Raw genomic sequence first — 22,287 nt, forward strand, 5'->3', positions numbered from 1 at the left:
TTACGGCTTATTTCGTGCTCTCCCCGGCGAGACTGGGCTTTTTTGTCACCGCCTTCAGCAAGAGGCGTAAGCCTCTTGCCAAGGGGACACCGGCCGCTAGGGCGTCAGGACCACACGACTTCGCCGTCCGCGTTCAGTCACGTTCGTCAGTTGTGACATCAGCGTCCACCGCATCTCACCACAACACCCGTGACGATGCGCAGCGCCCCTCAATCGGGTGAGACGGGCGAACCATACACCGAGTTGGGTGTTCTGATAAATAGAAATATTTTTGTTGCGGGGGCTTGCGCCGTCGGGCAACTCAGTGATTGGCGCGTAAGGGAGGCACCGGCGGAAGGGTTCCCTCCCCCTTGCGGGGGAGGGTTAGGGAGAGGGGTGCCACACAACGCACTCTCTCCGCATTTGTTGCCGAGGCAAGCGAACAAGTTGCAAGAGCGATGCGTTCAACAATCAGCTCAGCCCGGGGCCACCCCTCTCCCCACCCTCCCCCGCAAGGGTAGGGGAATCGCATATGGCTCAGGAGGGGTGTTGCCAAGCGGTTGGAACTGGATTCTTTGGGGGTCTCTCGATTGTCGAGGGAGACCCAAATGCGCAAACTCAGGCGCCTGTTTCGACCGCTCAAGGATCCACGCGCCGGCAACACGCGACACGATTTGTTGGAGATCCTCGTCATTGCCTTGGCGGCGACGCTGGCCGGCGCCAAGACCTGCACCGAGTTCGAGTTCTTCGGCAAAGGCCGAGAGCAGCTGTTGCGGAAGTTCCTGGAGCTTGGACACGGTATTCCTAGCCACGACACGTTCAGCAACGTCTTCCGCGTGCTGGACCCGAAGGGTCTGGAAGCGGTTTTGCGTAAGTTCAGCAAGAGCTTCGGCGTCAAGGGCGTGGTCAGCATCGACGGCAAGGCGTTGCGCGGAGCCTTCACGCGTGGCCGGCGGGCTACGCCGCTACATATGGTCAACGTCTGGGCGGCAGGCACGCGCATGGCGTTGGCGCAGAGAAAGGCTCCCAATCGCAACGAGATTGCCGGCGCTCTCGAAGTCCTCGCCCTGCTCGATCTGGATGGTGCTCTTGTCACCGCCGACGCCTTGCATTGCCGGCCCGACACGGCGCAGGCCATCCGCGATCGGAAGGGCCACTATGTATTGGCCATCAAGAGTAATCGCGGCCGGCTCTTCAAAGCCGTCAAGGCGCTGCTCGATACGGCCCGGAAGCCAGCGCGGGCGAGCCAGCGAAGGACATCGGCCCACGGCCGCATCGAGCGCCGGCAGGCCATCGTCGTGCCGGCCCCAGACTTGGCAAAGCAATACAGCTTCCCTGCTATCGCTGTCGTCGGTCGCATCGATAGTTGGCGCGCCAAGGCCGGCAAGACAGCCAAACACACGGCCCGATACTTTCTGGCCTCACGCCGGTTGTCGGCCAAGAAGCTGCTCGAGGCCGTCCGCGCCCACTGGGGTATCGAGAACAACTTGCATTGGGTTCTCGACGTTCTGTTCGACGAAGACGCCTGCCGTAGCCGCAAGGGCCATGCCGCCGAAAATCTTGCCGCCATCCGAAAGCTGGCACTTAACGCTCTACAAGCCACGCCAGGTCCCACGCGCACCAGCCACAAAATGCTCCAGGCCAGATGGAATAACGACTTCCTTCTCTCCGTCCTCGCCCATATGCGATAGCCCTACCCGCAAGGGGGGAGGGTGCCTGAGAGACGTGCTCACCTCACATACGACGTCGGAAACGTCACACCACCGGCTTGACGCCGGGCAGTGCCTGGACGATGTCGCGAAAGGCGGTACCGCGGACTTCGAAATTGCGGTACTGGTCGAACGACGCACACGCGGGCGACAGCAGCACGACGGCCTCCGTGAGTCCCGATGCCTCGGCATCGCGCGCGGCGCTGGCGATCGCGACGTCGATCGCAAGCACATCATTCTCATGCAGAGGTCCGTCAGCATGCGGCGCGAACTCGACCGCCTCCAGCAACTTCATTTTCTCACTTCATTCAGCTTCTGGACCGAGCAACGGATTACGCCCATCAACGTCATTCGTATTCAATATTGACGTTCCCAGCTGTCAGCTCGCGCTTGTAAAATCGGTCCGTCCCAGGAATGAGCCCAATCTTGACGACGTGCTCCCCACGCCATGTAACGAGAACGTCTCGATCACCCCCGACACTGAAAAACGGCGGCGAGCTTTCGGGCGAGAGGGTGCCTCCGGTGGAGACAATGCTTGCGTGAGTGCTGTCCGCGACCGTCGCTCCGCACTCCTTGCGGAAAATGACGACAGACCTCTTGCCGTCCGGAGACGGCACTGAGCCCAGCACCACGTTTCGACACGCGCCAAACGCGCTGAAGGCGTACCAGATGTGGACGAACAGACTGGCGGCCACGATGCAGGCGGCGCCAAGAATACTGGTAAGCCCCCACCAGATATGACGCCGCTTGAACTCAAATGTGGCCATTTGTTCGCCTGACCGTTTGGGGAGTCTGCCTACACCACCGGCTTCACGCCCGGCAGTGCCTGGACGATGTCGCGGAAGGCGGTGCCGCGGATTTCGAAATTGCGGTACTGGTCGAACGAGGCGCAGGCCGGCGACAGCAGCACGACGGCCTCGGAGAGCCCCGACGCCCCGGCATCGCGCGCGGCGCTGGCGATTGCGACGTCGAGCGTGCCCGACATCTCGTGCGGCACGCGATCACTGAGCGTGCCGGAAAATTCGGCGGCCGCCTCGCCGATCAGATAGGCCTTGCGGATACGTGGGAAGTAGCTCGTGAGGCCGGTGATGCCGCCGGCTTTCGGCTTGCCGCCGGCGATCCAGTAGATGTCGGCGAAGGACGACAGCGCGTGCGCAGCCGCATCCGCGTTGGTGCCCTTGGAATCGTTGACGAACAATACGTTGCCGCGGCGGCCGACCTGCTCCATGCGATGCGCCAGACCCGGGAAGCTGCGCAGGCCGTTCTGCAGCACGTCGGTCGCGATCCCCATTGCGAGCGAACAGGCCGAGGCGCAGGCCGCGTTCTGCGCATTGTGCAGGCCGCGCAGCGAACCGATGCCGCCGAGGCGCGCGATCTCGCTGCGCGCTGCGCCCGATGCACGCACGATGGTCTCGTGCTCGACATAGAGGCCGTCGGGCAGCGGGTTCTTGACGGAGATGCGCACCACGCGCTTGCCGGCGCGATCGAGCCTATCGGCGATGTCGCGGCACCAGCCGTCGTCGACGCCGACGATCGCGGTGCCGCCCTGCTGCACACCGGCGACCAGCCGTTCCTTCACCGCGGCGTAATGCGCCAGCGTACCGTGGCGATCGATGTGGTCCTCGCTGATATTGATCAGGATGCCGACCGAAGGATCGAGCGACGGCGCGAGGTCGATCTGGTAGGACGACATCTCGATGACATGGACGCGGCCCATCCGCGGCGGCTCCAGCGACAGGATCGCGGTGCCGATATTGCCGCCCATCTGGGTGTCGTAGCCGGCCACCTTCATCAGATGCGCGATCAGCGCCGTGGTGGTCGACTTGCCGTTGGTGCCGGTGATGGCGACGAACGGCGCGTTCGGCGCGTGACGGCGCCGCTCGCGGCAGAACAATTCGACGTCGCCGATCACCTCGACGCCGGCATCGCGCGCCTTCAGTACGCTCCAGTGCGGCGCCGGATGGGTCAGCGGCGCGCCGGGGGTCAGGATCAGCGCGGCGAAATTCGCCCACGACAGGTTACGCAGATCCGCGGTGGTGAACCCGGCCTGCGCGGCCTTGGCGACATTATCGGCACTGTCGTCAGCCGCGATCACTTCCGCGCCACCGGCCTTCAGCGCATGGCAGCTTGCAAGCCCGGAGCCGCCGAGCCCGAACACTGCGACCGTCTTGCCTGCGAAGGAGGTGACCGGGATCATGATGTGACCTCCGTCATTCCGGGGCGCGCGTCTTCGCGCGAACCCGGAATCTCGAGATTCCGGGTTCGTGCTTCGCACGCCCCGGAATGACAGTAGGAGGGCTTCTTCATCATCAGCGCAACTTTAGCGTCGACAGCCCGGCGAGTGCCAGCATCACCGAGATGATCCAGAACCGGATCACGATCTGCGGCTCGGTCCAGCCCTTCTGCTCGAAATGATGGTGCAGCGGCGCCATCCGGAACACGCGTTTGCCGGTGAGCTTGAACGAGGCGACCTGGACGATGACCGAGACTGCCTCCAGCACGAACAGGCCGCCGATCACGGCGAGCACGATCTCGTGCTTCACCGCAACCGCGGTGGCCCCGAGCATGCCGCCGAGCGCCAGCGAGCCGGTGTCGCCCATGAAGATCGAGGCCGGCGGCGCGTTGAACCAGAGGAAGCCCAGGCCCGCGCCGAGCACCGCGCCGCACAGCACCGCGAGCTCGCCGGTGCCGGCGACGTAATTGATCTGCAGATAGTCGGAGAATACCGCGTTGCCGGTGAGGTACGAGATCATGCCGAAGCTTGCTGCGGCGATCATCACGGGCACGATGGCAAGACCGTCGAGGCCGTCGGTGAGATTGACAGCATTGCCGGCACCGACCATCACGAAGGCGCCGAAGATCACGAAGAACCAGCCGAAATTGATCACCATGTCCTTGAAGAACGGAATCGCCAGCGAGGTCGAGGACACGTCGCGGCCGAGCCGGACCAGCGCGTAGCAGGCGGCAATCCCGATCACCGCCTCGATCAGCAGCCTGAGCTTGCCGGCGAAGCCAGAGTGTGACTGCTTTGTGACCTTCAAATAGTCGTCATAGAAGCCGACGAAGCCGAAGCCGAGCGTCACCGCCAGCACGATCCAGACATAGGGATTGAGCGGATTGGCCCAGAGCAGCGTCGACACCACGAGCCCCGACAGGATCATGAGCCCGCCCATGGTCGGCGTGCCCTTCTTGGAGATCAGATGCGACTGCGGACCATCGGTGCGGATCGGCTGGCCCTTGCCCTGCCGCAGCCTTAAGTGATCGATGATCCATGGCCCGAACAGGAACACGAACAGCGCGCCGGTCACCATCGCACCGCCGGTGCGGAAGGTGATGTAGCGGAACACGTTCAGGCCGCTGCGGAATGCCCCAAACCCCGGAACGGTGTTGGACAGTTCGATCAACCAGTAGAACATTCAAATGGTCCTATACCGCTTCTTCGTGCGCGGCCTTGCCGGGGAAGCGTTTTTCCAGCGCGCTGACAATGAGCTTCATCTTCGATCCCAGCGAGCCCTTCACCATGATCACGTCACCGGCACGGACCGCGGCGACCGCCTGCGCTTCGAGCGTCGCCGAGCTCTCGGCATAGCCTCCCCGCTTGCCGGTGGAAAGGGCATCCCACAAATTCCGCATCAACGGACCACAACAATATACGAGGTCGATGCGGTTGGCGGTCACGGCTTCGTTGAGGCCGCGGTGCAAATCCGGCCCGGTCGGCCCGAGTTCGAGCATGTCGCCGAGCACCGCGATGCGGCGGCCATGCGGCCCGGTTTTGGCCTGGCCGAGCACGTTGAGGGCTGCGCCCATCGAGGCCGGATTGGCGTTGTAGCTCTCGTCGATCAACGTCGCCTCGCCATGGCCGACCTCGAGCGTGCGGCGGAGGCCGCGCCCGGTCGGCGCCTCGAGCTGCGACAGCGACAGCGCCGCGCGCGCGATATCGGCGCCGAGCAGCGAGGCGCCCGCGAGCACCGCGAGCGAGTTCATCGCCATGTGGCGGCCGGGCATGCCGATCTTGTAGGTGATGTCATGGTCCAGGATATCCGCATGCACCGCCGAGCAGGTCGCGTGCAGCGAGAGGTCAATCAGCCGCGCCTCGGCGCGCTTGTCGGCGCCGAACGAGACGATGCGCGAGATGCCGGCCTGCTTGGCCTGCTTGTGCAGCCGTGCGAATTGTCCATTGTCGCGGTTGAGCACCACCGCGCCGCCGGGCTCGAGCCCTGCGAATATCTCCGCCTTGGCGTCGGCGATCGCCTCGATCCCGGAGAAGAATTCCAGGTGCACCGGCTCGATCGTGGTGATGATGGCGACATGCGGCCGCACCATCTTCACCAACGGCGTGATCTCGCCCGCATGGTTCATGCCGATCTCGAACACCGCAAAGCGAGTGCTCGCCGGGCAGCGCGCCAGCGACAGCGGCACGCCCCAGTGGTTGTTGAACGACGCCACCGAGGCATGGGTCTCGCCCTGCGCCGACAGCACGCGGCGCAGCGCCTCCTTGGTCGAGGTCTTGCCGACCGAGCCTGTCACCGCGATGATCTTTGCGTTGAGCCGCGCGCGCGAGGCGTGGGCGAGTTCGACGAGGCCGGCCAGCACGTCGTCGACCACCAGGAGCGGCGCGTCGGCAGGAAACTTCGCCCGTTGCGCGGTCTCGACCACGGCGAGTGCCGCGCCGGCCTTCAGTGCCAACTCGACGAAGGCGTGGCCGTCATGGACGTCGCCCTTGATGGCGAAATAGGCCTCGCCCTTTGCAATGGTGCGGCTGTCGATCGAGAGCCCGGTGACGCCCTCCGGCAGCGTGCCTTGGGTCGCGGCGCGCATCGCCTTCGCCATTGCATCCGAGGTCCACAACATCGTGCTCATGCGCCCTCCTCGGCCAATGCATTGGCGACTGCTTCATGATCGCTGAACGGCAAGGTCGTGTTGCCGACGATCTGCCCGACCTCATGGCCCTTGCCGGCGACGACCAGCGCATCGCCCGGCTCCAGGCCGGCAATCCCGGCGCGGATCGCAGCGGCACGGTCGCCGATCTCGCGCGCGCCCTTCGCCGTCGCCATGATCGCGGCGCGGATCGCCTCCGGCTTCTCGCTGCGCGGATTGTCGTCGGTGACGATGATGTGATCGGCATTCTCGGCCGCGATCGCGCCCATGATCGGACGCTTGCCGGCGTCGCGATCGCCGCCGGCGCCGAAGATCACGACGAGCTTGCGCTTCGCATAGGGCCGCAGCGCCTGCAGTGCTTTGGCGAGCGCATCGGGCTTGTGCGCATAGTCGACGAAGATCGGCGCGCCATTGTGCTCGCCGACGAATTCCAGCCGGCCTTTTGCGCCTTCGAGATGTTCGAGAGTGCCGAACACGTCATCCGCGGCACTGCCGGTGCCGATCGCAAGGCCCGCCGCGACCAGCGCATTCTCGATCTGGAATTCGCCGACCAGCGGCAGCCGGATCGCGCATTTGCGCCCGCGGTGCTCGATCGCGAGCCTCTGGGCAAAGCCTTCGATGGCAGCATCGGCGAGACAGATGCCCTCACCCGCATCGGCGTTGCGCCCGACCGTGATGATGCGCAAGCCGCGCGCCCGTGCCGCGTCGATCACCTTGGCCGAGCAGTCATGATCGGCCGAGATCACGGCGGCGCCGCCGTCGGCGACGAGATCGCGGAACAGCCGGAGCTTGGCATTGAGGTAATGCGCGACGTCGGGATGATAATCCATGTGGTCGCGCGACAAATTGGTGAAGCCGCCGGCTTCGATGCGCACGCCGTCGAGGCGATACTGGTCGAGACCGTGCGAGGAGGCCTCGAACGCCAGATGGGTGACGCCGTCGCCCGTGATCTCGTCGAGCTGGCGATGCAGCGCGATCGGATCCGGCGTGGTCAGCGACCCGTAGACGGTGCGCTTGTCCGACACGAGGCCGATGGTGCCGATGCTCGCGGAGGAGTGACCGAGCCGCTGCCAGATCTGGCGCGTGAATGCCGCGACCGAGGTCTTGCCGCTGGTGCCGGTCACCGCCGCGATCGTCTTGGGCTGGCGCGGATAGAATTTCGCCGCGGCGAGCGCCAGCGCGCGGCGCGGATTGGGCGTGATCACGAACGGAGCGCGGGCGTGATCTTGGCCTTTGCCTTGACCTTGCGGCAGATGGTCGCTGGCGACCGCGACCGCGCCTGCGGCGATCGCCGCGTCGACGAAGCGCGCACCGTCGGTCCGGCTGCCTGATAGCGCGAAGAACAGGTCGCCCGGCTTCACCGCACGGCTGTCGACCGCAAGCCCTCCGACCGTGACAGAGGAGGCACTCGGATCGATCGTGGCGTCATCGCTGAAGAGGTCGCGAAGTCTCATGATCTTCCAGTCTGGCCGGCGCTGTTCTGGCGCCGCGTTCATGTACGCCTTACTGGGTTGTTCTGGATGCCGCAAGAATAAGGCGGTCGGACGGCGGCAGGTCGAATCGCGGTTCGACGCCCAAAAGCGGCGCAATTCGGGCGATCACATTGCCGCCGGTCGGCACCGCATTCCAGCCCGAAGTGATGAAACCGTAGGTCTCCTTCAGGGGCTGCGGTTCGTCGAGCATGATCAAGAGCTGGTATTTCGGATTGTCGGCGGGCAGGATCGCGGTGAACGCGTTCAACACCTTCTTCTTGGCGTAGCGGCCGTTGATCACCTTCTCCGCGGTGCCGGTCTTGCCGCCGATATAGTAGCCCTTGACGTCGGCCTTCTTGGCGGTGCCGATCTCGGCGTTGAGCCGCATCAGATAGCGCATCTTGTCCGAGGTCTCGGGCTTGATGACGCGTTTGGCGAGCGCCATCGCTTCCTGCTCGGTGCGCTTGAGGAAGGTCGGCGGGATCAGGTAGCCGCCATTGACCAGCGCGTCGATGCCCATCACCGCCTGCAGCGGCGCCACCGCGACGCCGTGACCGAACGAGATGGTGACGGTGTTCAGTTCGCCCCACTTCTTCGGCACGATCGGCGAGGCGCTCTCCGGCAATTCGGTGCGCAGCCGCTCGAGCTGTCCCATCTTGCGCAGGAAGGCCTTGTGCGCGTCGACGCCCATCGCCAGCGCGATGCGCCCGGCGCCGATGTTGGAGGAATAGTAGAACACCTCCTTCATGTTGATCATGCGGCCCATGTTGTGATCGTCATGGATCGCGAACTTCCCGTAATGCAGCGGGCCGCGCGCATCCCACATCGAGTTGAGGTCGAACCTGCCGCTATCCAGCGCCATCGCCAGTGTGAACGCCTTGAAGGTCGAGCCCATCTCGTAGACGCCGGTGGTCAGGCGGTTGATGCGATCGGGATCGTGCGCCTCCTTCGGATTGTTCGGATCGAAATCCGGCAGCGACACCATCGCCACGATCTCGCCGGTGCGCACGTTGGAGACGAGGCCCGAGGCGGCCTTGGCCTTGAACTTCTCTTTGGCCTTGATCAATTCGTCGCGCAGCGCGTGCTCGACGCGCAGGTCGACCGACAATTCAACCGGCTTCTGCAGCCGGTCGGTGGCGAAGCCCGCGCGATGCAGATCGGCCAGACCGTTGCTGTCCAGCCACTTCTCCATCCCGGCGATGCCCTGGTTGTCGATGTTGACCAGGCCGATCAGATGGGCGACCTCGTTGCCGGTCGGATAGACGCGCTTGTTCTCGCGCAGGAAGCCGACGCCGGGAAGGCCAAGCCGGTGGATGTCAGACTGCTGCTTCGGCGTGATCTCGCGCTTCAGCCAGACGAAACCCTTGCGCGACGACAGGCGGTCGCGCACCTCGCCCGTGTCGAGATCGGGCAAGGTCGCGGTCAGAAGCTCGATCGCCTCGTCCTTGTCGATGAGGCGGCGCGGCTCGGCGAACAGGCTCGGCGCCTTGACGTCGGTGGCGAGAATTTCGCCGTTGCGGTCGGTGATGTCGGGCCTGGCGGTTGCGATCGCATCCTGCGAGGCGGCGCGCCGCGCGCCATGGCTGTCGGCGCCGACCGCGAACAACACCAGCCGTCCGGCCAGCACGCAATAGACCACAGCAAAGGCGACAATGGCCAGACCGACGCGCGCGCGCGCCTTCGCGGCACGGTCGACATTGCTGCCGTACAGCAGCGTGCGGATCAGCCGCTGGCTCCAGGGCTCGGGCTTGGGCTCGGGCTTCCCGGCCGGTTTGCCGGCGGGTGCCGGATCGGTCATGGCTGGTCCCGTCATTGCTGGTCTCCCCCGCCCTGATCGGTGTCCGCGGTGGGCGCAGGCTGATCGGCGGCCGACTGGTCTGACGCCGGCTTCGCAATCGACCCGGTGGTGCTGTCGGGCGCGGCGGCGGCCTCGATGGTGTCGATCATCGCGCCGATCGGATCGCGCGAACCGGGCCGCGTGAAGTTCGGCGGCCGTTCCGGCAGGTTCTTCAGGGAATCATACTGGTTGGCGTTGACCGGCTTCAGCGGCAGATGCCGCTCGGCAAGCCCCTGCAGCCTGAGCGGCGCGTCGAGCTTGGCCCATTCGGCGCGCAAGGTGGCGATGGCGTTGCGCTGCTCGCGGATTTCCGCGTTGAGCTGCAGCACGCGTTCGACGCGGGCGGTCGATTCCATCTTGATGCGGTAAACATAGGACGCCGCGAAGATCAGCATGCCGATGACGAGGAGATGGAGAAGGCGCATCGTCACCCTCCCCGCTTCAGGTCTGACAGCCGCGGCCATGACGGCAGGTCGTCGTCGGCATGCACTGGCGCTGTGGTGCGTTCGGCCGCACGCAGTTTTGCGGAACGCGCGCGCGGATTGGCGGCGAGTTCGGCTTCGCCCGGCGTGACCGGACGCTTGGTCAGGATCTGAAAGCTCGGCGCTGCCTGCGCGACCTCGGGCAGATGCCGCGAGCCGCCGGCGACCTTGCCGCGTTCAGTGAGGAAATTCTTGACGATGCGGTCTTCCAGTGAGTGGAACGAGACCACGACGAGCCGTCCGTTCGGCTTCAGCACACGCTCGGCCGCGGCGAGCGCCCGATGCAGCTCGTCGAGCTCTTCATTGACGAAGATGCGCAGCGCCTGGAAGGTGCGCGTCGCCGGATGGATCTCGTTCGGCTTGGCGCGCACGACTTTGGCGACGATGTCGGCCAGCGCCTGCGTCGTCGTGATCGGCGCGTCCTTGCGCGCGGCGACGATGGCGCGCGCAACGCCGCGCGAATGGCGCTCCTCGCCGAAGATATAGATGATGTCGGCGAGCTCTTTCTCCGAAGCGGTCGCCACCACATCGGCTGCGGTCGGGCCGCTCTGTCCCATCCGCATGTCGAGCGGACCGCCGAGGCGGAACGAGAAGCCGCGCTCGGCCTGGTCGAGTTGCATCGAGGACACCCCGACGTCCATCACGACGCCGTCGACCGCATCACACCCCTGCGCGGCGCAGACCTCGGCAAGATCCGAGAAGCGGTCCTCGACCAGCGTCAGGCGGCCGCCGGCGCCGTCGACCAGATCGAAGCCGCCTGTTATCGCGGTGCGGTCGCGGTCGATGCCGATCACGCGCGTGTCGGCGACATCGAGGATCGCACGGCTGTAGCCGCCGGCGCCGAACGTCGCGTCGACATAAATGCCGCCGGCGCGCGGATCGAGATACGCGACCGCCTCGCGGCCCAGCACCGAAATGTGACGGGGCGCACGCTCGCTCATGCGCCGCCCCTGGGCAGGGCCGCGTAACTGGCATGCAAGCTGGCTGCGCGCCGACTCATTGCGCCTCGAATCCTCGCGCTTTACCTGACCGTTCCTGCGAAAAAGCCGCTGCGTGAAACCAGCGCCAACTCCCGTCCTCGGCCGCAAATCCTGATATCCGACCGGAATTGGGAGGGTTTCCATGGGATTTCGCGCAAAAGCGGACCTTGGCCGTCCCCCGAAAACGGTTCGGCACTTCAGCTCTCAGTAACGGCACTTAACGTTAAGAAAACGTTGATCATCGGTTAGCGGAATCGCGCGCCTTTGATCCACTTTCGAGTGATGCGCTCGGCCCCCGCTCGGGGCATCATGTGCGCCCTGGAACCGGCAGGCCGATTGCGCGGCCTGCACGGTAAAGGAATAGTAAACGCCTATTTGTTTATCCATATGTCAAAATGCTTTCTCCTGGTTCGGGTTTGAGTGATTCGTATGGCTTCAGGTTCGTCTTCGTCCGGCAACGCTGATCAGAAGCGTCAGCGCGCCCTCCCTGTTCCGAAGGGAGTGGCCGACGCGAAGACGTTCACGCCGGATTCCTCGATCGCCTCCGACGTGATCCCGTCGGTCAATTTCGGCGACCGCGCCAATGACCGGCAGCCCGACATGATCCTGCTGCACTACACCGGCATGCCCGACGTCGAGGGCGCGATCACCCAGCTCTGCACCGCCGGCACCGAGGTCTCGGCGCATTACATCGTGCTCGAGGACGGACGGATCGTGCAGTGCGTGCCGGAGAGCAAGCGCGCCTGGCACGCCGGCGTGGCGGCGTGGGCCGGCGAGGACGACATCAATTCCTGCTCGATCGGCGTCGAGATCGTCAACCGCGGTCACGATTGGGGTTATCCCGATTTTCCGCTGCGCCAGATCGCCGCTGTCATCGCGTTGTGCCGCGGCATCATGCTTCGCCGCAAGGTGGTCTCGCATCGGGTGCTCGGCCATTCCGACGTGGCGCCGGCGCGCAAGAAGGATCCCGGCGAGAAATTCCCGTGGCACTCGCTGGCCAATTCCGGCGTCGGGCACTGGGTGCAGCCGGCGCCGATCGTGCGCGGCGACGCGCTGCAGTTAGGGGCGATCAGCGACAACGTCTCCAACATGCAGGCCGCGTTCCGCCGCTACGGCTACAACATCCCGACCAACGGCAAGTTCGACGGCGCGACCATGGAGGTCGTCACCGCCTTCCAGCGCCACTTCCGCCCCGAGCGGATCGACGGCATCGCCGACCGCTCCACCATGGCGACGCTGCACGCGCTGCTCGAAAGCCTGCCGCCGGATGCCGCGGCGCCAACGGTGGTGGCGAAGGCGAAGTAGGCAATAGGCGCTCACCGAATCTGCTCCTCGCCCCGCTCTTGCGGGGAGATTGCATCTGCGATGCAATCCGACCTCTCCCCGCAAGCGGGGCGAGGTGACTTCACCCCAGTTCCGCGATCCGCCGCGCATAGAGCCGCCGCAGCGGTTCGAGCTGGGTTGCGGCGGTGGCTGTGAGATACGCCGCGCGCGCTTCGTCCTTGCGGCCGAGGCGGCGCAGCAAATCGGCGCGCACCGCAGGCAGCTGGTCGTATCGCTTCAGGCTGCCGCGCGCGTCCAGCGCATCGATCAGGTCGAGCGCGCGCGCCGGGCCGTCGACCATCGACACCGCGGCGGCGTGGTTGAGCTCGATCACCGGCGACGGGCTGATGCGGAGCAGCACCTCGTAGAGACCGGCGATCTGCGGCCAGTCGGTATCCTCATAGCTCGGCGCCCGCGCATGCAGCGCGGCGATCGCGGCCTGCACCGCATAGGATTGCGGCCGGCCCGGCATTCGCAGCGCCGCCTCGACCAGCTCGAGGCCTTCGGCGATCTGTTGGAAATCCCACAGCGAACGGTCCTGCTCCTCGAGCAGCACGATGTCGCCATCAGCGGTCTGGCGGCCGGCGCGGCGCGCATCGTGCAGCAGCATCAGCGCCAGCAGGCCCTTGACCTCGCCGCGCGCCGGAATCAGCGCATCGAGCAGCCGCGCCAGGCGGATCGCCTCGCGCGCAAGATCAGGCCGCATCAGATCCTCGCCGGAGGTCGCGGCATAGCCTTCGGTGAACACGAGGTAGATCACCGCGAGCACGCCCGCAAGGCGCGGCTCCAGCGCCTCGCGCTCCGGCACCTCATAGGGAATGCCGGCGAGTTTGATCTTCAGCTTGGCGCGCACGAGGCGCTGCGCCATCGCGTCCTCGCTGACCAGGAACGCGCGCGCGACCTGCGCCGTGGTCAGCCCGCACACCGTACGCAGGGTCAGCGCAACCTGCACCTCCGCGGCAAAGGACGGATGGCAACAGGTGAAGATCAGCCTGAGCATGTCGTCGTCGAGCGTCGCATCGGCCGGCTCGGGCGGCGCCTCCGCATCCAACAACAATTGATGCGTCAGCTCCTGCTGCTTGCCGCGAAAGCTGACGGCGCGGCGGACGCGGTCGATCGCCTTGTTGCGGCCGACATTGACCAGCCAGGCGCGCGGATTGGCGGGGAATTCACCGATCGGCCAGCGCTGCAGCGCGACCGCGAAGGCGTCCTGCAGGGAATCCTCCGCCAGATCGAAATCGCCGACGAGACGGATCAGCGTCGCGAGCGCCCGGCCCGCCTCGTCGCGGAAGATTTTCTCGATCTGGCTCGGAGTCATGTCCATCCATCGTTACTCAGCGGCCGCGCCAGGCGACGCGGCCGCTGCATTCATGATGCGACAATGGCGTCATCGCGGGTTGTCGTAGATCATCACCGGCCTGACTTCGATCGATCCGTCCCTGGCGCCGGGGATCCGCGCCGCAAGGCCGAGCGCAGTGTCGAGATCCTTGGCCTCGACCAGATAATAGCCGCCGAGCTGTTCGCGGGTTTCCGCGAACGGACCATCCGTCGTCAGCGTCTTGCCATCACGGACCCGCACCGTGGTTGCCGTCGACACCGGCTGCAGCCCATCGCCTGCCTTGAAGTGGCCGCTCTGGATGATGGACTGGGTGTAGACTCCGTACTCCGCCGACAAGGCCTTGCGGTCGTCAGGGGTCATGTGCGCGTATTGCGCGTCGCTCGGTAGATCAGCAACAAATACTGCATCTCATCTCTCCTCTTGATCGGCTGGATCGCCGACACCCAGTCGAACGGGCGACACGAAAGACGACATCGTCAGGATAAATTATTTGGCCGCCCGGCGTGAATGCATCTCCCGCCTGGCGATGGTCGGACCAGGCCCAAGCTTATATCGGATAGTTCGATAGTAACAGCCAATATTATTCGTTTGTCTAATTCATCGCGGCGCGTAGCCTTGAGGCCGGATACTCGGAGGACCCGCCATGAGATCACTGCCGCAAACAGCAACGCACCTTTCGCGGCTCCTGCGGACGCTGTACCGAATCCTGCGCAGCCGGATCGTGACAAGACCGGGCCACCGCGCCAGCCAGGTCGCTTCCGCCATCGCAGCGAGCGGCAATCCCCTAGGCGTGTAAGGCCGGCAATGCGACGGGTAACCGCGCGTTTGAAGGCGCTGCGTCAGCTGATCGCCGACGAAGGGCTGACCATCGCGATCCTGGCGGCGGTCGCGTCCGTCACGGTGATCGCGTTTGGCTTCCGTGCGGAAGCCGACGTCGTGGTCTCGATGCTGATCATCGGCGTCGTCACGGCGCTGGCCGAAACGCGTCTGCGATCGGGAAGATAGCTGGCGTTCGCACGGCCGGTTTCATGATGACGATCCGGCTTGCTGCGCCGCGCGGCGCCGCAATTCCTTGAGCTCCTCGAAACGCTTGGTCACGTCGCGCATCACGGCCACGGTGCCGGCGACGTGTCCCGCGTCGTGCAGCATCACGATGGTGAATTCGACGGAGATGCGCGCGCCGAGCTTTGTCAGCGTAGGCACCGACAGCAGATCGCCCTGACCGTAACGGCTGGTCCCGGTCGCCATCGCGTGCCGGTAGCCGGCCCAGTGACGCGCACGCAAGGCTTCCGGAATGATCAGGTCGAGCGATTGCCCGATCGCTTCGTCGGCCGTGAAGCCGAACATCCTGACCGCACCGGGATTCCACAAGGTGATGCGGCCTCTCGCATCGGTCGCAACGATCGCGTCGGACGCGCCATTGAGCAACGCGTCTCCCACCGCTGCCGCAATATCCATCGCTTGACCTCCAGCTGATCCCGATCCTGCTCTGAACTCGGACCTTCACGCTGACAAGCGAAGAATCGCGATGCGACCGATCGGCGATACCGATATCAATCGCGCCGCCTCCGCACGCCCGACTTCGCCCGTGCGACGTCCGCGCCGGAGCGGGCCTGGGATGCCGCGAGGCGATGCATGATCTCGATCGCACGCGCCAGATGGTCGTCCTGGCTATCAGCCGGATAGGCGACATAGGCCGGCATCGCAAAGCTGGGCGCGCCGGCGACGGCGTGCAGCCGCCGCGCCTTCAGAAGCGGCTCCACGATGCGGCGCGCGAAGAAGCCGCAGCCGCCATTCTCCAGAAGGTGCTGCAATCCAAGCCAGCCGATGTTCACCGTCAGCGCGGGGCCGGCGAAGTTCGGAAACAGCGTGCTATGACGCGCGTAGAATTCAGCGCCCCAATCGACATAGACATAGCCCTGCCCCGGCTCCGGTGCGCTCTTGGGATCGGTCGAGACCAGGATGAGCTGCTCCTCGAACAGCTGTTCGACCTTGAGGCCGGGGCGGCTCTGCGGCGTGTACATCACGCCGATATCGATGCGGCCCTCGACCAGCCCCTGCATTAATTCGGGCTCGAGCGCGCTCTCGGCGCGGATCGAGACGTCGGGATGTGCCTGCGTCATCAGCGGCAGCCAGCGCAGCAAATACTCTTCCCAAAGTCCGATGCGACCGCCGACCACCAGCGTCGCGGAAAACCCCTTGGGGATTCCGACATCGTGGCGTGCCTGCTCGACGGTGCGAACCAGCACCGAGGCGTGCCGCTGAAACTGCCGGCCCGCCGGCGTCAGCGTGGTGCCCGCCTTGTTGCGCACGAACAGCACGCAGCCGAGCTGCTGCTCCAGCGTGTGAATGCGGGTGCTGACCGTCGACTGGCTGACGTGAAGACGTTCCGCCGCGGTAATGAAGTTGCCGGCGCTCACCACCGTCAGGAACGTTCGGGCCAGTTCGGTGTCCATGGCGCGAAACCCTTTGGCACGAAACCCTTGGATCGATGAATTCGATATCAAAGGGTTATCCTTCGCGAATGTCAAAACCGGGCAAATCGGCCCGAGTTAACCATCGCTATCGCTTGACGCGGACCGCCAAAGCCCGCATGCGTAGCCCGTCAGTCGGCCGGACGGCCGCTCCCGCTGGTGCCGAAAGGCCGCGGGGGAGGAAAGTCCGGGCTCCATCGACATGCGGTGCCGGATAACATCCGGCGGGGGCGACCCCAGGGAAAGTGCCACAGAGAACGAACCGCCTGGCTTCGCCTTCGGGCTTGGCCGGGTAAGGGTGAAAAGGTGCGGTAAGAGCGCACCGCGTTTCCGGCAACGGAAACGGCATGGCAAACCACACCGGGAGCAAAACCGAATAGGGACGGCAACGCGGTTAGTTCGCGCACGCGCGATAACACCGCAGGGCGATGTCAGGCCCGCTGTCCGGGTAGGTTGCTCAAGGCAAGGTGCAAACCTTGTCCCAGAGGAATGGCCGTCACGTACCATTCGCAAGAATGGTGCCCTACAGAACCCGGCTTACAGGCCGGCTGATATTTTTGGTCTATGAGGGGCTCGGCGCAACACGCCGGGCCCCTCGCCATTTCCGATGTGCCACCTGTGCGCGCTGTGATGTTGATCGCCTCTTTGCTAAACTGCGGGCACGGCACTGCACCTTCGAGGGCATCAAACCACGCTGCTGATTTCGCCAGGACAATCCGCAACGCAGGGCGCACGCAGGAGGCAAAAGGCATGACCTATTTTGATCTCGGGCCGTACAGCCGCAAAGTCACGACATCCTCGCCGGACGCCCAGCTCTGGTTCGACCGCGGGCTCAACTGGCTGTTCGGGTTCAACCACGGCGAAGCGATCAAGTGCTTCCGCAAGGCTCTCGATTACGACGCCGAATGCGCGATGGCGCATTGGGGCATCAGCTACGCCGCGGGGCCGAACTACAATCTGCCCTGGGTTCGCTATGACGCACAGGGACGCCAGATGGCGCTCCAGGCCTCCTACGACGCGATGCAGGACGCGCTCGCACATGCGGGAAAAGCAAGCGCGCTGGAACGGGCGATGGTCGAGGCGCTGCCCGCACGCTATCCGCAGCGCGAGGCGATCGAGGACATGGCGCCGTGGGACAAGGCCTACACCAGGGAGATGCGCAAGGTGTTCGCGGCCTTTCCCAACGATCTCGAGGTCCGCGCGGTGCTCGCCGAATCGATCATGAACGAGACCCCGTGGCAGATGTGGGACCTGCCCTCCGGCAAGCCGGCCGAGGCTGCCGGCACCGAAGAATGCAAATCGATCCTCGAACAGGCATTCGACAAAATTCCGGCGGCGTGGGATCACCCGGGCCTGCTGCACCTCTACGTCCACCTGATGGAGATGTCGCCGTTCCCGCAGCTGGCGCTGCGGGCCGGCGACCGGCTGCGCGAGATCGTGCCCGACAGCGGTCACCTGATTCACATGCCGACGCATCTCGATGTGCTGTGCGGGCATTACAACGACGTGCTGCGCCACAATCAGAAGGCACTGGCGACCGACCGCAGTTTCCTTCGCTATTCGGACGATCCCGGCGTCTACCTCGTCTACGTCATCCATAACTTCCACTTCGCGATCTACGGCGCGATGTTCCTCGGCCAATACGCGCCCGCGATCGCTGCTGCCGAGGAGTTGATCGCCACCGTGCCGGAGCCGGTGCTGCGCATTCCATCGCCTCCGATGGCGGATTTCCTCGAAGGCTATCTGACGATGAAGCAGCACGTGCTCGTGCGCTTCGGAAAGTGGCGCGAGATCATCGAGCAGAAATTGCCCGACGATCGCGACCTCTACTGCTCGGTAACGGCGATGATCCACTACGCCAAGGCGGTCGCGCATTCGGCGCTCGGCAATGTCGCGGAGGCCGAGGCCGAGAAGGCATCGTTCGTGGCGGCGAAGGCCCGGGTGCCGGAGAGCCGCCTCGTGCATAACAACAAGATGGTGAACCTGCTCAACGTCGCCGAAGCGATGCTGAACGGCGAGCTGGAGTACCGCAAGGGCAACTATGACGTCGCATTCGGGGAGCTGCGCAAATCGGTCGATCTCTCCGACGCGCTGCCCTATGACGAGCCCTGGGGATGGATGCAGCCACCCCGTCACGCGCTCGGCGCGCTGCTGCTCGAGCAGGGACATATCGCGGAAGCCGAGGCGGTCTACCGTTCCGATCTCGGTCTCGACGGCAAGCTCAGCCGGGCCTGCCAGCATCCCGACAATCTGTGGTCGCTCCATGGCCTGCACGAATGCCTGCTTCGCCGCGGCGAGAAGGCGGAGAGCGCGCTGATCAAGCAGCGGCTCGATCTCGCGCAGGCGCGGGCGGAGATCCCGATCAAGGCATCCTGCTTCTGCCGACGGACGGCGATGGCCGCGTAGGCGGCCGCTGCCAACCCAGGGCGGCGATCGCGATGCGGACCGCGCCATTGCTGGCGGTGTGGCGGCCGCATCCCCATGTAGGGGGAGCCCGTTGGAGCGGCATGGCAAACCACACCGGGAGCAAAACCGAATAGGGACGGCAACGCGGTTTTCGAGCGAAGTGGAGTTCCGGTTCGCGTCAAGAAAACGCGTCTTGCTAAGGTGGACCATGAGGGGCTCGGCGCAACACGCCGGACCCCTCGCCATTTGCAGATGACCGTCCAGGGCGCGCCTTGCGGCCAGCAGTGCCGCCCCGTCGCCTCGCGTCAGAACGACCCGAATGCGGTGCCGATCGCAATCACCGCTGCGAGAGCGATAACGGAACTCGCAATGCCGACCATGACAATATCGAGATAGCTTTCGCGATGCTTGAGCCCGCAGATCGCAAGCAGGCTAACGACCGCGCCGTTGTGAGGCAGAATGTCCAGTGTTCCCGAGCCGATCACCGCGACGCGATGCAAAAGGCCGGGATCAATACCCGCCTCCGCGGCAAGATCCATATAGGTCCGGCCCAGCGCATCGAGCGCAATCGTCAAGCCGCCGGAAGCCGACCCCGTCAGCGCGGCAAGGATGTTCGTCGCGACTGCGAGCGACACCAGTGGGCCGCCCTCAATTCGCAACACCCAGTCCCGCACCACGCCGAAAGCGGGAAGCGAGGCAATAACGGCGCCGAATCCGACAAGACTTGCAACGCTCAGCGCCGGCAGGACCGACGCGTTGGCACCGGCATCCATGGTTCGTCGTAGTGCGGGCAGTCGCGTCCAGTTGCAGAGGATGACCGTCACGATCGCTCCCGCCAACGCCACGACAACCGACCAAACACCAGCCACGGCAGCCAGCGATGTGTTTCCCCACCGCTGTTCGGCCAGGAATGAGAAATCAAGCCGGGGCAGGACAACGAGCGACGTCACCAGATTGACTGCGACGACGACGATCAGCGGAAGGATGGCGTTGAAAATCGGGACAGCGGCGTTGCTGTGATATCCGTGGCGGATCTCCGCCGGATCGAATTCTCGTGCCGTCGTAGCCCGCTCGCGCAGCAGCTCATCGTCGGCTGCATCCTCCGAAGCCGGCGGCTCGTCGCCATAGCCTTCATTTGCGCGACGCGCTGCTCTCTCTGCGCGAAGCAGCCACCACAGCCCGACGCCAAGCATGATGATCGATGCGACAACGCCGAGGCCCGGTGCGGCAAAGGGGGTCGTGCCGAAGAAAGGCATCGGTATCGCATTCTGTATCGACGGCGTGCCCGGCAGCGCCGACATGGTAAAGGTCGAAGTCCCGAGAATCACCGCCGCCGGGACCAGACGACGCGGAATCCCCGCCGTGCGAAACAGCGACTGCGCCATCGGAACGATGACAAAGAACGCGACGAAGAGGCTGACGCCGCCGTACGTGACCAGTGCACCTGCGAGCACGACCGCGAGGATGACCCGGCGTTCGCCCAGACATCGGGAGATGAAGCCCGCGACCGCAGTGACCGCGCCGCTGTCATCCATGAGCTTCCCGAACACGGCGCCAAGCAGAAAAATGGGAAAGAACTGCGCGAGAAACTCCGACGCACTGCCCATGAAGGTCTGCGTCCAGTTGGCAAGCAACGGCTCGCCACCAAAGGCTGCGGCCACCAGCGCACAGAGCGGCGCGAGCAGCAAGACGCTCCAACCGCGGAAAGCAAGACAGACCAATAGTCCAAGCCCGACGAGAATGCCGAGAAGGCCCATCGCCTCAGCACTCCGTCAGCAGAATATCGAGATCGGCGGTCGAACGCTCACCGAGATCGGCGCCATGCGCGTCGAGGAATTCGCCGGCGGCTCGCCGCCCTTCCTCGTGCAGCTTGGCCACGAACGCCCATTCGGCATTAAGCTTGGATGACGAACCGAACGTCGCAAGCATGTCGCTCTTGATCCGGTGCGTCTTCATCTGCGCCCAGCGGGCGCCTTCTCCGGTGCCGGGATCGGCAACTTGACGAAGCAACGCGATCATCCGCAGCTCCTTTGCCAGCGGCGAATTGAATGAGATCTCGTTGAGCCGATTGAGAATGTCCGCGGCCGTGCGCGGCTGCTCCAGCCGCTCGGTCGGGTTGATCTGGACGAGGACGGTGTCGCGCGCGTCGGTCTCGCGAACGAGCGGCGTAATCGTGGGATTACCCGCATAGCCGCCGTCCCAATAGGGCTCGCCATCGATCTCGATCGCAGGAAACATCGTTGGCAGGCAGGCCGACGCGAGCAGGACATCCGCGGTAATCTCCGCGTTGCGAAAAATCCGTCCGCGCCCCGTACGCACGCGTGTGGCGGTTATGAAGAGCTTGATCGGCGCGCGCGCAAGACGCTCGAAATCGATGCTGTCGTTCAATATGTCGCGCAGCGGATTGAAGCCGAGCGGATTGAGATCGTAGGGTGAAAGCATCCGCGACATCAAATCGGTGAAGAGATAGGCCGGAGAGCTATCGAGCGACCAGCGTCCCATCAGGCGGTCGAGCGGCGACCGTTGCAACGGACTGAATGCGGCGGCGCGCGAGACGCTTCGCCAGTATTTTTCAAGCGCTTCACGTGCGCCCGCAGCGCCGCCCGCGGTCCAACCATCCGCCAGCACGGCGGCGTTCATCGCTCCGGCCGATGTCCCGGATATGCCGGCAATCTGAAACCACGGCTCTTCGAGAAGCCGATCCAGGACGCCCCATGTGAACGCACCATGCGATCCTCCACCCTGGAGCGCCAAGTCTACGAGCACGGGGCTACGGTTCATGAGACCACGTTCACCAGCACGCGAGACGCTCATTATGTCGCGGTTTGGCCGAACATGCGAGCCAAAGTTGCGGTCACCGCCTGGTTCCGATGGCGAACTTCGAACGACGTTGTCTCATCCCGCAGCGAAGCGACCCAATCGCTTCAATGTGGCCATAGGCCCACGTTTCTTAAAAGGCGACATACATGGGGCGGCGGGCGTAGAGTGCGCCCTTCGCGGAGGATCGCAGATGGACCTTCAGAAGATCATTCAGGCGGCACGCAAGATCAGTGGCCGCTCAGGCTTCATCACTTTTGATCAACTGAATGAATTGTGCCCGAAAGAGCTTAGCGCCGACGACGTCGAAGCGCTCCTCGGCGCGCTCAAGAGTGAAGGAATCCGCCTCGCGGACAATGAGGAGGAGGCATCGTCGGGGCCATCATGCTCATTCTGCGGAAAGGCCGCGCCGCAGGTCCTGCAACTGGTGGCAGGACCCAAGGCATTTATCTGCAACGAATGCGTCCAACTCTGCGTGCAGGTCTTTGCCGCCGACCATCCGGAGTGGCTGGCGGAGCATCGAAAGTTTGTCGAGGGGTTGCCGAGCAAGCCCTGATCGGGTCCGAAATCTCACGTAAACAATCTCCTGCG

Annotated in this window: 18 protein-coding genes, 1 other RNA gene and 2 pseudogenes; 6 read left to right on the plus strand and 15 right to left on the minus strand. The window is 64.7% G+C overall.

From position 1 onward, the window contains the following. Nucleotides 1-587: 587 nt before the first annotated feature. Entirely contained in the window at nucleotides 588-1,670 is a 1,083-nt protein-coding gene (locus tag WDM24_RS30895; protein WP_338821920.1) for an ISAs1 family transposase, read from the plus strand. A gap of 64 nt (nucleotides 1,671-1,734) precedes the next feature. Here WDM24_RS30895 and murD (WDM24_RS30900) read toward each other — a convergent pair. The 9 genes and pseudogenes from murD (WDM24_RS30900) to rsmH form a co-directional block, all read right to left on the minus strand. Continuing rightward, nucleotides 1,735-1,911 (minus strand): annotated as a pseudogene (murD, locus tag WDM24_RS30900) (UDP-N-acetylmuramoyl-L-alanine--D-glutamate ligase); the annotation flags it as partial. A 124-nt stretch (nucleotides 1,912-2,035) separates the two neighbouring features. Beyond that, the gene (locus WDM24_RS30905; RefSeq protein WP_338828448.1) at nucleotides 2,036-2,455 is read right to left on the minus strand and encodes a hypothetical protein; all 420 of its coding nucleotides are present in this window, start codon (nucleotides 2,453-2,455) and stop codon (nucleotides 2,036-2,038) included. A 29-nt stretch (nucleotides 2,456-2,484) separates the two neighbouring features. Next, nucleotides 2,485-3,885 (minus strand): UDP-N-acetylmuramoyl-L-alanine--D-glutamate ligase, encoded by a 1,401-nt coding sequence (gene murD / locus WDM24_RS30910; protein WP_338828449.1) that lies wholly within the window; start codon nucleotides 3,883-3,885, stop codon nucleotides 2,485-2,487. A gap of 112 nt (nucleotides 3,886-3,997) precedes the next feature. Further along, nucleotides 3,998-5,104, minus strand: coding sequence for a phospho-N-acetylmuramoyl-pentapeptide-transferase (mraY, locus tag WDM24_RS30915; RefSeq protein WP_166304640.1), 1,107 nt, complete (start codon nucleotides 5,102-5,104; stop codon nucleotides 3,998-4,000). A gap of 10 nt (nucleotides 5,105-5,114) precedes the next feature. Next, complete coding sequence (locus WDM24_RS30920) at nucleotides 5,115-6,548, minus strand: UDP-N-acetylmuramoylalanyl-D-glutamyl-2,6-diaminopimelate--D-alanyl-D-alanine ligase (RefSeq protein ID WP_338828450.1); 1,434 nt, start codon at nucleotides 6,546-6,548, stop codon at nucleotides 5,115-5,117. Beyond that, nucleotides 6,545-8,020, minus strand: coding sequence for a UDP-N-acetylmuramoyl-L-alanyl-D-glutamate--2,6-diaminopimelate ligase (locus WDM24_RS30925; RefSeq protein WP_338828451.1), 1,476 nt, complete (start codon nucleotides 8,018-8,020; stop codon nucleotides 6,545-6,547). Before WDM24_RS30925 ends, WDM24_RS30920 begins: the two co-directional genes overlap by 4 nt. A gap of 49 nt (nucleotides 8,021-8,069) precedes the next feature. Beyond that, the gene (locus WDM24_RS30930) at nucleotides 8,070-9,836 is read right to left on the minus strand and encodes a peptidoglycan D,D-transpeptidase FtsI family protein (RefSeq protein ID WP_166308354.1); all 1,767 of its coding nucleotides are present in this window, start codon (nucleotides 9,834-9,836) and stop codon (nucleotides 8,070-8,072) included. A gap of 11 nt (nucleotides 9,837-9,847) precedes the next feature. Further along, the gene (gene ftsL / locus WDM24_RS30935; RefSeq protein ID WP_338828452.1) at nucleotides 9,848-10,300 is read right to left on the minus strand and encodes a cell division protein FtsL; all 453 of its coding nucleotides are present in this window, start codon (nucleotides 10,298-10,300) and stop codon (nucleotides 9,848-9,850) included. A 2-nt stretch (nucleotides 10,301-10,302) separates the two neighbouring features. Continuing rightward, complete coding sequence (gene rsmH / locus WDM24_RS30940; protein WP_338828453.1) at nucleotides 10,303-11,298, minus strand: 16S rRNA (cytosine(1402)-N(4))-methyltransferase RsmH; 996 nt, start codon at nucleotides 11,296-11,298, stop codon at nucleotides 10,303-10,305. A gap of 468 nt (nucleotides 11,299-11,766) precedes the next feature. Between rsmH and WDM24_RS30945 the strand changes: the two genes are divergently transcribed. Beyond that, nucleotides 11,767-12,642 carry an N-acetylmuramoyl-L-alanine amidase gene (locus tag WDM24_RS30945; RefSeq protein WP_029078914.1) on the plus strand — a complete coding sequence of 292 codons (876 nt, stop codon included), beginning with the start codon at nucleotides 11,767-11,769 and terminating at the stop codon, nucleotides 12,640-12,642. Nucleotides 12,643-12,742: 100 nt separating this feature from the next. Here WDM24_RS30945 and WDM24_RS30950 read toward each other — a convergent pair whose 3' ends face one another. Further along, on the minus strand, nucleotides 12,743-13,978 hold the full coding sequence (locus WDM24_RS30950; protein WP_338828454.1) for an RNA polymerase sigma factor: 1,236 nt from the start codon (nucleotides 13,976-13,978) through the stop codon (nucleotides 12,743-12,745). 69 nt (nucleotides 13,979-14,047) lie between these two features. Then, a pseudogene (locus tag WDM24_RS30955) lies at nucleotides 14,048-14,406 on the minus strand (YciI family protein). A 397-nt stretch (nucleotides 14,407-14,803) separates the two neighbouring features. On the opposite strand from WDM24_RS30955, the gene WDM24_RS30960 reads away from it, so the two are divergent. Then, nucleotides 14,804-15,004 (plus strand): hypothetical protein, encoded by a 201-nt coding sequence (locus WDM24_RS30960; RefSeq protein WP_338828455.1) that lies wholly within the window; start codon nucleotides 14,804-14,806, stop codon nucleotides 15,002-15,004. 21 nt (nucleotides 15,005-15,025) lie between these two features. On the opposite strand, the gene WDM24_RS30965 is transcribed toward WDM24_RS30960, so the two are convergent. Further along, on the minus strand, nucleotides 15,026-15,457 hold the full coding sequence (locus WDM24_RS30965) for a PAS domain S-box protein (protein ID WP_338828456.1): 432 nt from the start codon (nucleotides 15,455-15,457) through the stop codon (nucleotides 15,026-15,028). A gap of 95 nt (nucleotides 15,458-15,552) precedes the next feature. Beyond that, on the minus strand, nucleotides 15,553-16,455 hold the full coding sequence (locus tag WDM24_RS30970) for a LysR family transcriptional regulator (protein WP_338828457.1): 903 nt from the start codon (nucleotides 16,453-16,455) through the stop codon (nucleotides 15,553-15,555). Between the two features lie 149 nt (nucleotides 16,456-16,604). On the opposite strand from WDM24_RS30970, the gene rnpB reads away from it, so the two are divergent. Together rnpB and WDM24_RS30980 are read left to right on the plus strand one after the other, a co-directional pair. Continuing rightward, nucleotides 16,605-17,029: RNase P RNA component class A (rnpB, locus tag WDM24_RS30975), an RNA gene on the plus strand. A gap of 194 nt (nucleotides 17,030-17,223) precedes the next feature. Then, nucleotides 17,224-18,879, plus strand: a complete 1,656-nt coding sequence (locus WDM24_RS30980) for a hypothetical protein (protein WP_338828458.1) — start codon at nucleotides 17,224-17,226, stop codon at nucleotides 18,877-18,879. Nucleotides 18,880-19,184: 305 nt separating this feature from the next. Here WDM24_RS30980 and WDM24_RS30985 read toward each other — a convergent pair whose 3' ends face one another. Then, nucleotides 19,185-20,636 carry a GntP family permease gene (locus WDM24_RS30985; RefSeq protein ID WP_338828459.1) on the minus strand — a complete coding sequence of 484 codons (1,452 nt, stop codon included), beginning with the start codon at nucleotides 20,634-20,636 and terminating at the stop codon, nucleotides 19,185-19,187. A gap of 4 nt (nucleotides 20,637-20,640) precedes the next feature. Next, nucleotides 20,641-21,660: a patatin-like phospholipase family protein gene (locus WDM24_RS30990; protein ID WP_338828460.1), complete on the minus strand. Its 1,020-nt coding sequence runs from the start codon at nucleotides 21,658-21,660 to the stop codon at nucleotides 20,641-20,643. Nucleotides 21,661-21,889: 229 nt separating this feature from the next. On the opposite strand from WDM24_RS30990, the gene WDM24_RS30995 reads away from it, so the two are divergent. Next, nucleotides 21,890-22,252 carry a ClpX C4-type zinc finger protein gene (locus WDM24_RS30995; RefSeq protein WP_338828461.1) on the plus strand — a complete coding sequence of 121 codons (363 nt, stop codon included), beginning with the start codon at nucleotides 21,890-21,892 and terminating at the stop codon, nucleotides 22,250-22,252. The last annotated feature ends 35 nt before the right edge of the window (nucleotides 22,253-22,287 follow it).

The organism is Bradyrhizobium sp. 27S5 (assembly GCF_037217225.1).
Lineage (GTDB): Bacteria > Pseudomonadota > Alphaproteobacteria > Rhizobiales > Xanthobacteraceae > Bradyrhizobium > Bradyrhizobium septentrionale.

Excerpts from the sequence above, each read along its gene's own strand:
- WDM24_RS30895 (WP_338821920.1), top strand. The coding sequence starts at position 588 with ATGCGCAAACTCAGGCGCCTGTTTCGACCGCTCAAGGATCCACGCGCC.
- WDM24_RS30905 (WP_338828448.1), bottom strand. The coding sequence starts at position 2,455 with ATGGCCACATTTGAGTTCAAGCGGCGTCATATCTGGTGGGGGCTTACC.
- murD (WP_338828449.1), bottom strand. The coding sequence starts at position 3,885 with ATGATCCCGGTCACCTCCTTCGCAGGCAAGACGGTCGCAGTGTTCGGG.
- mraY (WP_166304640.1), bottom strand. The coding sequence starts at position 5,104 with ATGTTCTACTGGTTGATCGAACTGTCCAACACCGTTCCGGGGTTTGGG.
- WDM24_RS30920 (WP_338828450.1), bottom strand. The coding sequence starts at position 6,548 with ATGAGCACGATGTTGTGGACCTCGGATGCAATGGCGAAGGCGATGCGC.
- WDM24_RS30925 (WP_338828451.1), bottom strand. The coding sequence starts at position 8,020 with ATGAGACTTCGCGACCTCTTCAGCGATGACGCCACGATCGATCCGAGT.
- WDM24_RS30930 (WP_166308354.1), bottom strand. The coding sequence starts at position 9,836 with ATGACCGATCCGGCACCCGCCGGCAAACCGGCCGGGAAGCCCGAGCCC.
- ftsL (WP_338828452.1), bottom strand. The coding sequence starts at position 10,300 with ATGCGCCTTCTCCATCTCCTCGTCATCGGCATGCTGATCTTCGCGGCG.
- rsmH (WP_338828453.1), bottom strand. The coding sequence starts at position 11,298 with ATGAGCGAGCGTGCGCCCCGTCACATTTCGGTGCTGGGCCGCGAGGCG.
- WDM24_RS30945 (WP_029078914.1), top strand. The coding sequence starts at position 11,767 with ATGGCTTCAGGTTCGTCTTCGTCCGGCAACGCTGATCAGAAGCGTCAG.
- WDM24_RS30950 (WP_338828454.1), bottom strand. The coding sequence starts at position 13,978 with ATGACTCCGAGCCAGATCGAGAAAATCTTCCGCGACGAGGCGGGCCGG.
- WDM24_RS30960 (WP_338828455.1), top strand. The coding sequence starts at position 14,804 with ATGCGACGGGTAACCGCGCGTTTGAAGGCGCTGCGTCAGCTGATCGCC.
- WDM24_RS30965 (WP_338828456.1), bottom strand. The coding sequence starts at position 15,457 with ATGGATATTGCGGCAGCGGTGGGAGACGCGTTGCTCAATGGCGCGTCC.
- WDM24_RS30970 (WP_338828457.1), bottom strand. The coding sequence starts at position 16,455 with ATGGACACCGAACTGGCCCGAACGTTCCTGACGGTGGTGAGCGCCGGC.
- WDM24_RS30980 (WP_338828458.1), top strand. The coding sequence starts at position 17,224 with ATGACCTATTTTGATCTCGGGCCGTACAGCCGCAAAGTCACGACATCC.
- WDM24_RS30985 (WP_338828459.1), bottom strand. The coding sequence starts at position 20,636 with ATGGGCCTTCTCGGCATTCTCGTCGGGCTTGGACTATTGGTCTGTCTT.
- WDM24_RS30990 (WP_338828460.1), bottom strand. The coding sequence starts at position 21,660 with ATGAACCGTAGCCCCGTGCTCGTAGACTTGGCGCTCCAGGGTGGAGGA.
- WDM24_RS30995 (WP_338828461.1), top strand. The coding sequence starts at position 21,890 with ATGGACCTTCAGAAGATCATTCAGGCGGCACGCAAGATCAGTGGCCGC.